Consider the following 13,185-nt stretch of genomic DNA (forward strand, 5'->3'; position numbering starts at 1 on the left):
GGTCCCGGCCCAGAGGAGACAACGTTGTCATAGTGACCGGGATTGAACTCCCCGACCGGCGCCTTGTCAACGCTTCGTGCGTGGATTGTGCCGATTCGGCTCCGCGATCGGCGGATCGTGCTGTCCGGAAGTGGACAGGTCTTGACGTGTCCCTTGACTGTCCGGTGAGCGGTTGCCGAAGGTGGCCCGGCGCGACAAGGTTGTCATGTCACCCGTTTCCGGTCGCGCTGACGAGGTGGAGAGGCGATGGCCATGGCGCGAGCGCGCTTCAGAGCCGGTTTAACTTTCCTGACACTGGCGGTGACGGCAGCGGTGGCTCCCGCTGTGCCCGCCGCAGCGGCCACGACCACGGATTTTGCGAAGTGGGTCAACCCCTTCGTGGGCACCCGGCCCGGCGGGGCCGACCACGGCACCGGGGGCGGTGCCGGCAACACGTTCCCGGGCGCGGTCGCCCCGTTCGGCATGGTCCAGTGGAGCCCCGACACGGTGAAATCCCAGCCTGGCGGCTATTTCTACGACGACAACGCCCTGACCGGGTTCAGCCTGACGCACCTTTCCGGCGCGGGCTGTTCGACCTATCAGGACATCCCGTTCATCCCTTATGTCGGTGAAGTGACGACCTCGCCGGCGACCGACCCCGGCCACTACACGTCGAAGTTTTCGCACGCCAACGAGCACGCGACAGCGGGCGCCTACGACGTCACCCTCGACAGTGGCGCGAAGGTCGAGCTGAGCGCGACCCAGCGCACCGGCTCGGCGCGCCTGACCTATCCGGCAGGCGCGTCCTCGACGTTGCTGGTCAACACGTCCGGCTCGGTCAACGGCACCGACGACGCGTCGATCACCATCGGCAAGGACACCATCAGCGGCTGGGCCACGAGCGGCCGCTTCTGCGGCGCCCGCAACAGCTACCGCGTCTACTTCTCGGCCAAGTTCGACACGCCGTTCGCGTCGATCGGCACCTGGAAGAACGGGGCCGTGACGCCGAACAAGGCCGCCGAAACCGGTGGGGCCAAGGCGAAGGTCGCGCAGCCCAACGGCGTCGACGCCTCGATCGCGCGCCCGGCCAAGGCCGCGCCGCAGAACACCACGGTCAGCGGGCCGGGCAGCGGCGGGTACGTCACCTTCGCGAACCTCAACGGCGCGCAGGTGAACGTCCAGGTCGGACTGTCCTTTGTGTCCGTCGACGGCGCGAAGGCCAACCTCAAGGCCGAGAACACCGGCAAGTCGTTCGACACGGTGGCGGCCAACGCGCGCAAGGCGTGGAACGCGCAGCTCGGCAAGATCGCCGTCACCGGTGGTTCCGACGCGGACCTGACGACGTTCTACACCTCGCTGTACCACTCGCTGATCCAGCCGAACGTGTTCTCCGACGCAGGCGGCCAGTACATCGGCTTCGACGGCCGGATCCACACCGCGGACAAGGGCCACGCGATGTACACCAACTTCTCCGGCTGGGACATCTACCGTTCGGAGATCCCGCTGCTGGCGACGATCGCGCCGAAGGAGACGTCGGACATCGTCCGGTCGATGATGGCCTACGCCGAGCAGGGCGGCTCGTGGGACCGCTGGACGGTCGCCAACGACTACACCGGTGTGATGAACGGCGACCCGTACCACATCATCGTCTCCAGCGCGTACGCGTTCGGGGCGCGGGACTTCGACGCCCAGAAGGCGTTGCTGCTCATGATCAAGGGCGCCACCCAGCCGACCCAGGGCTACACCGAGCGGCCGGGCCTGGACGACTACCAGAAGCTCGGGTACGTCCCGGGCGCGGGAGCGGACACCCTCGAGTACACCAGCGCCGACTTCTCCATCGCCCAGTTCGCGAAGCGGCTCGGCGACAGCGCGACGTACACGACGTTCATGAAGCGCGCGCAGTACTGGCAGAACCTCTACAACCCGGGGACCGGGCACCTGCAGCCGCGCAACGCGGACGGCTCCTTCTCCGGCACCTACGACCCCGCCAGCTCGCAGGGCTGGGTCGAGGGCAACGGCGCCCAGTACGAGTGGATGGTGCCCTACGACCTCGGTGGTGTCGTGACGGCGTTCGGCGGCAACACCGCGACGCAGGCCCGGCTGGACACCTTCTTCACCCAGCTGAACGCGGGCACGCAGGAGCCGTACGCCTTCATGGGCAACGAGCCGAACTCCAACGCGCCGTACGTGTATTCGTACGCGGGTGCCCCGGCCAAGACCCAGGGGATCGTGCGCCGCTCGATGGACGAGCTGTACAACCCGCGTCCCGAAGGCCTGATCGGCAACGACGACCTCGGCCAGATGTCGGCCTGGTACGTCTGGTCGACGCTCGGCCTCTACCCGGAGATCCCGGGCCGCGCCGAGACGCTGCTGGTCACGCCGCGCTTCGAGCACGCCGTGCTCACCACCGGCGCGGGCAAGAAGATCACGGTCAACGCCCCCGGCACTGGTGACTACGTGGGCAGCCTGAAGGTCAACGGCGGTGCGGCCGCGAAGGCGTGGCTGCCGGAGGCGCTGATCTCCAGCGGAGGCACGCTCGACTACACGCGGTCCGCCACGCCGACCGCGTGGGGCAGCGCGGCTGCCGACGCGCCGCCGTCGTTCCGGGAGCAGGAGAAGCCGAGCCTGTCCTTCGTGGACCCGGCCCGCGCGGTGACGCCCGCGGGGTCGACGTCGAAGGCGTCCGTGGGTGTCCAGGACCTGTCCGGCACCGCCCGGACCTGGACCTACAGCGCGGGCAGCGTCGACGGGATCACCCTGACCCCGGCGGCCGGCAGCATCGCGGTGCCCGCCGCGGGCAAAGCCCGGGCGGAGCTGACGGTGTCGGTGCCCGCGGGCCTGGCCGACGGCGCCCGGCGCATCCCGGTGACGTTCTCGTCGCCGGGGCTCGCCTCGACGCAAGCGGTGCTCACGGTGCTCGTGGCGCAGCCGAACAGCTGGCTGGCCACGGTGAACAACGCCGGCATCTCCCCGGACGCGAACTCGGGCGCGGCCAACTTCGACGGCGGCGGCTGGAGCTACTCGGCCGACGCCCTCGCCGCGGCCGGCGCCACCCCGGGCAGCACGGTCACCAGCGACGGGCTGAAGTTCACCTGGCCGTCGTTCCCGGCCGGGGACCCGGACAACGTGGTCGCCGGCGGTCAGACGGTGACCGTGAGCGGGTCCGGGCGGCTGGCGCTGCTCGGCTCGGCGTCCAACGGCAACGCGTCGGGCACGCTGACGGTGACCTACACCGACGGCACGACGTCCACCGCGACCATCGGGTTCTCCGACTGGACCCTCGGCGGCGGCGGCGCGCAACCGGCGTTCGGCAACCGGATCGTGCTGTCGACGCCGTACCGCAACGCCTCGGGCGGCGACCCGCAGCAGATCCGCACGATGGTGTTCGGCACCAACCCGATCACCCTCGACGCGGGCAAGACCGTGGCGAGCGTGACGCTGCCGTCGAACGTCAGCGGCGGGGCCCTGCACGTCTTCGCGATCGGCATCGGCGCATGAGGGGCAAGGTCCTGGCGGGCTTCCTGGCGCTCACCGCGGCCGCGACGGGGCTCACCCCCGCCGCGGCCGCGGCCGGCGGGGACGCCCTCGACGCCGTCAACACGTTCATCGGCACGCAGGACGAGGGCAACACGTTCCCGGGCGCCTCGGCGCCCTTCGGGATGACGCAGGTCAGCCCGATCACCTCGCACTACGCCGGCTACCGCTACACCGACACCGCGATCCGCGGGTTCGGGCACTTCTTCCTGTCCGGCGCGGGTTGCTGGGAGCAGGGCGGCCTGGTCTCGACCCTGCCGACGACCGGGGAAGTGGGCCCGGGCAAGGCGTTCGACACATCGAAACCGTCCACGTTCGACCAGAAGCTGTACGCCTCGCCGTTCACCCACGACGGCGAAGTCGGCAAGCCCGGCTACTACAAGGTCCGTCTCACCGGCTACGGCGGCGTCGACGTCGAAACGACCGCGGCGACGCGGGCGGGGGTCGAGCGGTACACGTTCCAGAAACCCGGTGACGCCAACGTCTTCGTCAACGTCGGGCAGGCCAACGACAAGGAGCCGGTGACGGGCAGCAGCATCCGCGTCGTCGACGACCGGACCGTCGAGGGCACCGTGGAGTCGCAGGCGTTCTGCGGCGGCAAGGCCTACACGACGTACTTCACGACGAAGTTCGACAAGCCGTTCAAGGCGTTCGGGACGTGGTCGCCGACCGGCGGCACCCCCGGCTCGCGCTCTTCCGAAGGTGGCGCGGGCCTGCGCGGCGCGTGGCTGACGTTCGGCGGCGGGCAGGTGACCGCGACCACGGCGATCTCCCAGGTCGACGCGGCCGGGGCGCGGACGAACCTGGCGTCGGAGCGGATCCGGTCGTTCGACGCGGCCAAGGACGCGGTCCAGCGCACCTGGCGGCGTGAGCTGTCCTCTGTGGACATCAAGGGCGGGACGACCGACGACCGCACGGTCTTCTACACCTCGCTCTACCACGCGCTGCTGCAGCCGCTGACGGCGAACGACGCCGACGGCCGCTACTACGGCTTCGACAAGAAGGTCCACCGCGCGGCCGGGTGGACGTACTACGACTTCTTCTCGTTGTGGGACACCTACCGCACGCAGAACCAGCACCTGGCGCTGCTGCGGCCGGACCGGGCGCGTGACATCGCGAAGAGCATCCTCGCCATCCACGACCAGGGCGGCTGGCTGCCGCGGTGGGCGTACGCGAGCCAGGAGACCAACACGATGACCGGCGACCCGGTCACGCCGTTCCTGGTCGACCTCTGGCGCTTCGGCGCGTTGTCGGGCGAGGAGGTGCACGCCTACCAGGCGCTGCTGCAGAACTCGCGCGAGATCCCGCCGGCCGCGTCGCCGTTCCAGGGCCGCTCGGGCAACGCGAGCTACCAGCAGGACGGCTTCGTCCAGTACGACCCGGACTTCCCGAAGAAGGGCCAGGACACCGACCCGAACCACGGCGCCTCGGCCACCCTGGAGTACGCGCTCGGTGACTGTTCGTTGTCGGTGATGGCGGCCGCGCTCGGCAAGAAGGACGACGCGGCGGCGCTGGCCGCGAAGGGGCGGACATACCGGACACTGTGGGATTCCACGCTGACCGACCGCGGCTTCACCGGCTTCTTCCGGCCGAAGGTCCTCGGCGGCGCGTGGTTCTCGCCGGCCGACAAGCCGTACAGCCCGCAGAGCCAGGACGGCTTCCACGAGGGCACCGCCTGGCAGTACCAGTGGCTCGTCCAGCAGGACGTGCCCGGCCTGGTGCAGCGGATGGGCGGCCCGGCGGCCACCGGGAAGCGCCTCGACGACTTCTTCGCCTACGACGAACTGGTGAAGGACCCGGCGACGGCGGTACGCGAGAACTGGGTCGTCGGCCCGTACGACTACTACGACCAGTTCCGCTACAACCCGAACAACGAGCCGGACCTGCACTCGCCGTGGATGTACGCGCTCACCGGGCAGCCGTCGAAGACGTCGACGGTCGTGCGGGCGGCGCACACGCTGTTCACCAACGCGCCCAACGGCGTCACCGGGAACGACGACCTGGGCACGATGTCGGCTTGGTACGTTTTCAGCGCCCTCGGGCTGTATCCGGCCGTTCCAGGGACTGGGAACTTCGTGCTCAACGCTCCGCGTTTCGCGAAATCCGTGCTGCACCTGGAGAACGGCCGGGACATCACGATCAAGGCGCCGGGTGCTTCCGGTTCGGCGCTGCAGTACGTCTCGTCTCTTCGCGTGGACGGCAAGGCCAGTGACCGCGTCTACGTCAACGTGGACCAGCTGAAACGCGGGTCGACGCTGGACTTCGGCCTCACGTCCGACGCGACGGCGAAGTGGGGGACATCACCTTCCTCCGTCCCGATTTCGCCCTGCGCGGAGTAGACAACGCTCGCTCACGGCCGTGGTTCAGACCACAGTGGACCACGGCCGTGAGCATCGTCACGGGCCCCGGTGTTCCCGTGAGGGCCGTCACGCCTCACACTGGTATCAGCACGTCCGACAGCGCCGTTGACGTCCAAGGCAAGTCCGGCTTGGACGGTGCACGTCGGACGTTTTCGTGTCTGTATACCAACGTGGTGAGACCCCACAGGAGGAAGAAGTGTCCAGCAAGGCCGCTCTAGTGTTCCGCGTGGCCGCGGTAGCCGAAGCCCTCTCCTGGGCCGGGCTGCTGGTCGGGATGTTCCTCAAGTACGTCGTCCACTCCTCCGGTGAGGGCGGCGTGCCCGTCCTCGGCATGGTGCACGGCGTGATCTTCGTCCTTTACGTGGTGATCTCCCTGTCCGTGGCGAAGCCGCTCGGCTGGCGCCCGAAGACGCTGGTCCTGGCCCTGCTGGCCAGCATTCCGCCGCTGTTCACGTGGCTGTTCGAGAAGTGGGCGCTGCGCAACGGCAAGCTCGACGGCCCGCAGCGGCTGTCCCACGGCGGTGTCGGCCTGTTCCAGGCGAAGGAACCCGTCGCCGCCTGATCCCGGCATGGGAGAAAGGGCCCGCACTCGCCGAGTGCGGGCCCTTTCTGCTGCCTACTCGCTGAAGTCCCCGGCGGCGCGGCGCACCTTCGTCAGCAGGTCCGTCAGCTGCTCGGTCTGCCGTTCGGTCAGCCCGTTCAGCCCGAAGTCGATGGCGGTGACGGCCTCGGTCGCGGCCTCACGGCGCTTGCGACCCTCGTCGGTGATCTCCACCAGCGTCGTGCGGCGGTCGGTCGGGTGCGGCACGCGCTTGACGAGCCCGTCGCGCTCCAGCCGGTCCACTATGTTGGTGACACTGGTGGGGTGCAGCTGGAGCCGCTCGCCCATCACCCGCATCGGCAGGCTGGCGCTGCGGGCGAAGGTGAGCAGCACCAGCGCTTCGTACCGGGCGAACGTCAAGCCGTGCGGCTTGAGCGCGCCGTCCACCGCGGACTGGATGATCTGCTGGACCCGCATCACCCCGGTCACCGCGGCCATGGTCCCGGAGGGCCCGATGCGGTCCTCCCAGATCCGGGCCGCGCGGGCGATCGGGTCGAACGGCAGCGGACGGTTCATGACACGCGAAGTTACCAGCGGGTACCGGCGGGTGTCGCACGACTGGCGGAAATGACCACCGAAGAAGGGACTTCCGAGCATGATCGTCGCGTTCAGCGTGAGCCCGTCCGGCGGGGAGCCGGACGGCGGGGTGAGCGAAGCCGTGGCCCGCGCGGTGAAGGTGGTCCGCGACTCCGGGCTGCCCAACTCGACCAACGCCATGTTCACGAACGTGGAAGGCGAGTGGGACCAGGTCATGGACGTGGTGAAGCGCGCGGTCGAGGCGGCGGGCGAAGACTCGTCCCGGGTCAGCCTGGTGCTGAAGGCGGACATCCGGCCGGGCTTCTCCGGCCAGCTGGAGGCCAAGGTGGACCGGATCGAAGCGCACCTGCGCGAATCCGACTAGGGAAGCGGCGGGGTGAAGGCGACGGTCCACCGGCCGTCTTCGCTCGTGACGGCGAGCGGGTAGCTGAACGGCTTGCCGTCCCCGAGCGCACCGGAGACGGTAGCCCGGGTCGGCTCGCCGGCATCCGGTCCCAGCTCGACACGCACGTCGTGAACGCCCCGGCCGGCGAGGGCGGAGACGTAGTCCTTCGCGAAGTCACCGCCGCCGGAGCCGGGATAGTCGAGGAGACCGGCGAAGGCATCGGCATCATGCCGCGAGAGAGCGGCGGCGAGCTTGTCCCGCAACTCCCCGGGCGAGGCGGCGCCGGGCTCGGGCTCGTGCACGATGAGCAGGGTCACCGCCCCGATCCAGGCAAGGGCGGCCGCCACCGACAGGCCCACCTTCACGTCACGCCGGATGTGCACCCGGCCGAGCCTGCCCCAGCGCTGCCGTCCTGCCAAGCGGACGGGCCGCGAGGGTGCCGAACCCCACGGCGCCGGGCCGGCCGGTGCCGCCGCGGGCACCCGAACCGGTCAGACCGTGGACAGGGCCGGGCACCCGGTGAAATCGCTCCGGCGCGCGTGCCAGGATGGAACCGTGACACAACCACGCGGATCTGCAGCGAAGTCAGCGGCCCTGTCCGCCGCCCTGTCCGGCGCGGTCGACCTGTCCGCGCTCAAGGCCCGTGCCGAAGCGGCGCAACGTCAGCCGGCGGCCCCGCCCGCGCGTCCGGCCGGTGACGGGCCGCCGCGGCCCGGTGCGGGCGAAGGCGCGAGCGCGGCCGTGATCGATGTCACCGAGGCCACCTTCCAGGCCGAGGTCGTGGAGCGGTCCCTGCGCCAGCTCGTGGTCGTCGACCTGTGGGCCGAGTGGTGCGGCCCGTGCAAGCAGCTGTCCCCGGTCCTCGAGCGGATGGCCGCCGAGTCCGGGGGCGCGTGGGTCGTGGCGAAGGTCGACGTCGACGCCAACCCGCGGATCGCGCAGCTGTTCGGCGCGCAGTCCATCCCCACGATCGTCGCCATCGCCGGCGGCCAGCCGGTCGACGCCTTCTCCGGCGCGCTGCCCGAGCCCGAGATCCGCAAGTGGATCAACGCGCTCCTGGACGCCCTGCGTGACAAGCTGCCGGGCATCCGCGACGCCGAGGCGGCGGGCGGCCCGGTCGAGGAGCCCGAGGACCCGCGCTTCACCGAGGCGGAGGAGGCCTTCGAGCGGGGCGACTTCGCCGCCGCGCAGGCCGCCTACGAGCGCATCCTCGACGTCGAACCGGCCAACGAGCTGGCCAAGAACGCCCTGGCCCAGGTCAAGTTCACCGCCCGCGCCGAAAGCGCCGACCCGGACGCCGTCGCCAAGGCGGACGCCGACCCGTCGGACCTGGCAGCCCAGCTCGACGCGGCCGACCTCGAGATCGCGGCGAACGACGTCGAGGCGGGCTTCAAGCGCCTGATCGACACCGTCCGCCGCACCGCGGGCGACGACCGCAACAAGGTCCGCGAGCACCTGGTGGCCCTGTTCGACCTGTTCGACCCGGCCGACGACCGGGTCATGAAGGCCCGCCGCGACCTGGCGAGCGCGCTCTTCTGAAGAAAAGGGCCCCCACCGCGTGGTGGGGGCCCTTTTCACACAACCTAGGCGTAGGACTTCGAGCAGACCGATGAGCCCTCGAGGTACCCCTTGCGCAGCGCCTCGACCCGGTCGAAACCGCTGTCCGGGCGCTTCCCGTTGACGTCCGCCGACACGAGGCTCTCCGGCTGCAGCAGGTCCGCGATGGCCTCGTCGAGGTCACCGGCCGAAAGCCGCAGGTCGCCCGGACGGTTCGTGAACGCCGCCCACGCGCCCACCAGGCACGCCGTGCGCAGGCCCGCGTTGGCGTTGTCGATCGACGCGCCGACGCCCTTCTGGATGCCCAGCGCGTACCGGGCCGCGACCTCCGAGAACGCCGCGAAGTCACCCATGCCGCCCGGGTCCTCGCCCTTCATCTCGGCCTCGCGGTCGATGGGCTGGGCGAGCTGGGCCAGCTTGGCCATGTCGATGCTGACCGTGTTGTCGTCCGGGCAGTACGACGCCGGCGGCGTGGTCTGGCAGCTGCCGCTGTCGGTGATCTCCGGCGCGGCCACGCCGGCGCCCTTGAAGGCCTCGTCGAGGCTCTTCTTCAGCAGCGAGACGGTCTGGGCGTTGAACTTCGCGTCGCCCTTGCCCTTGTCGCCCTTGTCGAACGGGCGCTCGGTGAGCCGGGCCTTGACGTTCTCGGGGTTCATCCCCGCGCACTCCTTCGGGCCCTTCTCGAACCCGGCCTGGAACGCGTAGGTGCGGTCGAACGCCGTGCCGTGCGCGCCCCGGTCGGCGGCGCTGGTGCCTGCCTGGTCGCGGATCAGGAACATCGACGCCATCACCTGGTTGAGGCCTTCGGACGTCGACACGCGGTAGTACTTGCTCTTGTCCTCGGCGACCCAGCGGAAGTAGCCGCCGGCGAAGCAGTCGGCCTGCTGCTCCTTGACCACGGTCGGGGTGTTCTTCGCGATCCCGGCCTTGTCGCCGAGCCGGTACTGCACGGCGTGGCCGAACTCGTGCGCGAGCACGACGACCACCGACATCGGGCCGAAGCGCTGGCGCAGCATCGGCAGCAGCACGCCGCGGTCCCACGCCACCGAGTCGTCGACCGGGCAGTAGAACGCGTTCACGAGCTTCTTCACGCTGCCGCAGCCGGTTTCCTCGGTGTCGGTCTGCGCGTCGTAGGACAGCAGGGACTTCACCGGCTCGAACTGCTCGCCGAAGTTGGCGGGCAGCATCTCGGCCCAGTACGTCTGGACGTCCGCGATCGCGGCCGTGGCGAGCTTGTCGTCCTCGCCGCCGTCGGCGTTGCGGACGTTCAGGTCCGGCTTCGGCGCATCCGGCTTGAGGCCGCTCTCGAAGTGCGTCACCGGCAGCCCGGAGACGGACCCGGCGCCGGTGTCCTTGGCCGGGTCACCGCTCGCCCCGCCGCCCTTGCTGTTGCACCCGCTCACGGCGACCGCCGCGACGGCCAGCAGCGCGACCAGCGCCCGCCGTCCTCCCCCTGGGATCATTCTGTTCACTCGCTCTCGTGCCCACCCGGTACCCGACGGGCAGGACCATACCCAGGGCATACGCGGAGCGTGCACGTTATCCCCGAACTGATGAGACTTATTCAGCCGTCGGCCGCCGCATGACTTTTTGTGCTGGTCAGCGGCATGCGGGCGGGCGCGGCGGCCTGGCCCGAATAAGCCTCACTCCCTGCGCAGGCCGGCGTGCGGCCCGATATCGTCGGTTCCCATGCGTGCAGTCCGCCGGTTCACCGTCCGCGCCAGCCTCCCGGATTCGCTGTCCGGCCTGGGCGCGCTGGCCACCAACCTGCGCTGGACGTGGCACCCGCCGACGCGCGACCTGTTCGCGTCGATGGACGCCGAGCTCTTCAACGCCGTGCGCGATCCGCTGCGGATGCTCACCGCGCTGCCGCCGGCCCGGCTCGACGAGCTGGCGGTCGACGACGACTTCCTCGCGCGCGCCCGTGCCGCGGCCGAGGATCTGGAGAAGTACCTGACCGAGCCGCGCTGGTACCAGCGCCGCGAAGACGACGACCTGCCGTCCGCGGTCGCCTACTTCTCGATGGAGTTCGGCGTCACCGAAGCGCTGCCGAACTACTCCGGCGGCCTCGGCGTGCTGGCCGGCGACCACCTGAAAGCCGCGTCCGACCTGGGCGTGCCGATGGTCGGCGTCGGCCTGCTCTACCGCAACGGCTACTTCCGGCAGTCGCTGTCGCTCGACGGCTGGCAGGTCGAGCACTACCCGGTGATCGACCCGAACGCCTTCCCCCTGGAGCTGCTGACCGCGGGCGGCCGTCCGGTGCTGATCGGCGTCGCGATGCCGGGCGGGCGCGAGCTGTGCGCGCAGATCTGGCAGGCGCGTGTCGGGCGGGTGCCGCTGCTGCTGCTCGACACCGACACCGAGGCCAACGACGAAGACCTGCGCGGCGTCACCGACCGGCTCTACGGCGGCGACGCCGACCACCGGCTGCGGCAGGAGATCCTGGCCGGCATCGGCGGCTTCCGCGCGGTGCGGAAGTACTGCGAGCTGACCGGCCACCCGCAGCCCATGGTGTTTCACACGAACGAGGGACACGCGGGCTTCCTGGGCCTCGAGCGTGCCCGCGAGATCGTCCAGGCCGACGGCCTCGCGTTCGACGAGGCCATGCCGGCGGTCCGCGCCGGGACACTGTTCACCACGCACACCCCGGTCAGCGCGGGCATCGACCGGTTCCCGGTCGACCTGGTGCAGCGCTACTTCGCCGACGGCCGCCTGGTGCCGGACATCGACCCGCGCCGCGTGCTCGCGCTCGGCGCCGAGGACAACCCCGGGCTGTTCAACATGGCGCACATGGGCCTGCGGCTGGCGCAGCGCGCGAACGGCGTCTCGCAGCTGCACGGGCGCGTGACGCGCAAGATGTTCTCGCGGCTGTGGCCCGGCTTCGACCACGACGAGGTGCCGATCTCGTCGGTGACGAACGGCGTCCACGGCCCGACGTGGGTGGCGCGCGAGCTGAGCACGCTGCTGGGCCGCGAATGGGGGCTCGACGTCGGCGAAGGGCCGCTGCGCGACGGCGTGTCCGACGCCCAGCTGTGGGAGCTGCGGCGCGAGCTGCGCGAGAAGCTGGTGCACGAGGTGCGGCGCCGGGTGCGCGCGGCCTGGCTGCAGCGCGGCGCGTCACCGCTGGAGCTGGGCTGGGTCGACTCGGTCTTCGACCCGGACGTGCTGACGGTCGGCTTCGCCCGCCGCGTCCCGACGTACAAGCGGCTGACGCTGATGCTGCGCGACCCCGACCGGCTGCGGACGCTGCTGCTGCACGAGCAGCGCCCGATCCAGGTCGTCGTGGCCGGCAAGTCGCACCCGGCCGACGAGAACGGCAAGCAGCTGATCCAGCAGATCGTCCGGTTCGTCGACGGCGCGGACGTCCGGCACCGGATCGTCTTCCTGCCCGACTACGACATGTCGATGGCCCGCTACCTGTACCGCGGCTGCGACGTCTGGCTGAACAACCCGGTGCGGCCCCTGGAGGCGTGCGGGACGTCGGGGATGAAGTCGGCGCTGAACGGCGGCCTCAACCTGTCGATCCGCGACGGCTGGTGGGACGAGTGCTACGACGGCAGCAACGGCTGGGCGATCCCGACCGCGGACGGCGTCGCCGACCCCCTGCGCCGCGACGACCTCGAGGCGGCGGCGCTGTACGAGCTGCTCGGCCAGCAGATCGCGCCGCTGTTCTACGACCGTTCGGCCGACGGCGTGCCCACGGGCTGGCTGTCGATGGTCTGGCACACGCTGGAGACGCTGGGCCCGCGGGTCCAGGCGTCCCGCATGGTCCGCGAGTACGTCGACAACGGCTACCTCCCGGCGTCCCGCATGGTGACGGCGGCAACGGGCGACGGCTACCGCGGCGCCCTCTCGCTGGCGGACTACCGCACGAAACTCGAGGTGTCCTGGCCGCGCCTGCGCATCTTCGACTCGGAACTGCTGGTGGCGGCGACCGAGCCCCTGGTGGTGGGCACCGAGGTGACGATCAGGGCCCGCATCGACCTGGCCGGCCTCGACCCGTCCGAAGTGGACATCCAGGCGGTGGTCGGCCGGGTGGCCGACGACGACGAGCTCCGCGACGCCGTGACGGTCCCGATGACGGCCGACGGCATCGGCGCGTTCGCGGCCCGCGTGAAGCTCCCCCGCCCGGGAGCGATCGGCTACACGGTCCGCGTGCTGCCGAAGCACGGCCTGCTGGCGACGCCGGCCGAGCTGGCACGGGTGGTCCTGGCCTGACCTGGAGTGCGCTC

Annotated in this window: 9 protein-coding genes; 6 read left to right on the top strand and 3 right to left on the bottom strand. The window is 70.6% G+C overall.

Features of this window, described 5'->3' with window-relative positions; genetic code table 11:
• Positions 1-246 precede the first annotated feature (246 nt).
• The 3 genes from BLW76_RS11370 (at position 247) to BLW76_RS11380 (ending at position 6,435) form a co-directional block, all read left to right on the top strand.
• Entirely contained in the window at positions 247-3,477 is a 3,231-nt protein-coding gene (locus tag BLW76_RS11370) for a GH92 family glycosyl hydrolase (RefSeq protein ID WP_482746689.1), read from the top strand.
• The gene (locus BLW76_RS11375; protein ID WP_091306127.1) at positions 3,474-5,852 is read left to right on the top strand and encodes a GH92 family glycosyl hydrolase; all 2,379 of its coding nucleotides are present in this window, start codon (positions 3,474-3,476) and stop codon (positions 5,850-5,852) included. Before BLW76_RS11370 ends, BLW76_RS11375 begins: the two co-directional genes overlap by 4 nt.
• A 217-nt stretch (positions 5,853-6,069) precedes the next feature.
• Complete coding sequence (locus BLW76_RS11380; protein ID WP_091306129.1) at positions 6,070-6,435, top strand: DUF3817 domain-containing protein; 366 nt, start codon at positions 6,070-6,072, stop codon at positions 6,433-6,435.
• 54 nt (positions 6,436-6,489) lie between these two features.
• Here BLW76_RS11380 and BLW76_RS11385 read toward each other — a convergent pair whose 3' ends face one another.
• Complete coding sequence (locus BLW76_RS11385; protein ID WP_091306130.1) at positions 6,490-6,990, bottom strand: MarR family winged helix-turn-helix transcriptional regulator; 501 nt, start codon at positions 6,988-6,990, stop codon at positions 6,490-6,492.
• Between the two features lie 79 nt (positions 6,991-7,069).
• Between BLW76_RS11385 and BLW76_RS11390 the strand changes: the two genes are divergently transcribed.
• Positions 7,070-7,375: a thiamine-binding protein gene (locus tag BLW76_RS11390; RefSeq protein WP_091306132.1), complete on the top strand. Its 306-nt coding sequence runs from the start codon at positions 7,070-7,072 to the stop codon at positions 7,373-7,375.
• Here the strand turns inward: BLW76_RS11390 and BLW76_RS11395 are convergent.
• On the bottom strand, positions 7,372-7,779 hold the full coding sequence (locus tag BLW76_RS11395; RefSeq protein ID WP_091306134.1) for a hypothetical protein: 408 nt from the start codon (positions 7,777-7,779) through the stop codon (positions 7,372-7,374). The genes BLW76_RS11390 and BLW76_RS11395 overlap by 4 nt on opposite strands.
• A 172-nt stretch (positions 7,780-7,951) precedes the next feature.
• Between BLW76_RS11395 and BLW76_RS11400 the strand changes: the two genes are divergently transcribed.
• Positions 7,952-8,935 carry a tetratricopeptide repeat protein gene (locus BLW76_RS11400; RefSeq protein ID WP_091306136.1) on the top strand — a complete coding sequence of 328 codons (984 nt, stop codon included), beginning with the start codon at positions 7,952-7,954 and terminating at the stop codon, positions 8,933-8,935.
• Between the two features lie 44 nt (positions 8,936-8,979).
• On the opposite strand, the gene BLW76_RS11405 is transcribed toward BLW76_RS11400, so the two are convergent.
• Entirely contained in the window at positions 8,980-10,416 is a 1,437-nt protein-coding gene (locus tag BLW76_RS11405) for a neutral zinc metallopeptidase (RefSeq protein ID WP_208613526.1), read from the bottom strand.
• Positions 10,417-10,642: 226 nt separating this feature from the next.
• Here BLW76_RS11405 and glgP point away from each other — a divergent pair, with 226 nt between their 5' ends.
• Positions 10,643-13,171 (top strand): alpha-glucan family phosphorylase, encoded by a 2,529-nt coding sequence (glgP, locus tag BLW76_RS11410; RefSeq protein ID WP_091306139.1) that lies wholly within the window; start codon positions 10,643-10,645, stop codon positions 13,169-13,171.
• Positions 13,172-13,185 lie beyond the last annotated feature (14 nt).

It is taken from the genome of Amycolatopsis tolypomycina (assembly GCF_900105945.1).
In the GTDB taxonomy this organism is placed as follows: domain Bacteria; phylum Actinomycetota; class Actinomycetes; order Mycobacteriales; family Pseudonocardiaceae; genus Amycolatopsis; species Amycolatopsis tolypomycina.

Excerpts from the sequence above, each read along its gene's own strand:
- BLW76_RS11390 (WP_091306132.1), top strand. The coding sequence starts at position 7,070 with ATGATCGTCGCGTTCAGCGTGAGCCCGTCCGGCGGGGAGCCGGACGGC.
- BLW76_RS11385 (WP_091306130.1), bottom strand. The coding sequence starts at position 6,990 with ATGAACCGTCCGCTGCCGTTCGACCCGATCGCCCGCGCGGCCCGGATC.
- glgP (WP_091306139.1), top strand. The coding sequence starts at position 10,643 with ATGCGTGCAGTCCGCCGGTTCACCGTCCGCGCCAGCCTCCCGGATTCG.
- BLW76_RS11375 (WP_091306127.1), top strand. The coding sequence starts at position 3,474 with ATGAGGGGCAAGGTCCTGGCGGGCTTCCTGGCGCTCACCGCGGCCGCG.
- BLW76_RS11405 (WP_208613526.1), bottom strand. The coding sequence starts at position 10,416 with ATGATCCCAGGGGGAGGACGGCGGGCGCTGGTCGCGCTGCTGGCCGTC.
- BLW76_RS11370 (WP_482746689.1), top strand. The coding sequence starts at position 247 with ATGGCCATGGCGCGAGCGCGCTTCAGAGCCGGTTTAACTTTCCTGACA.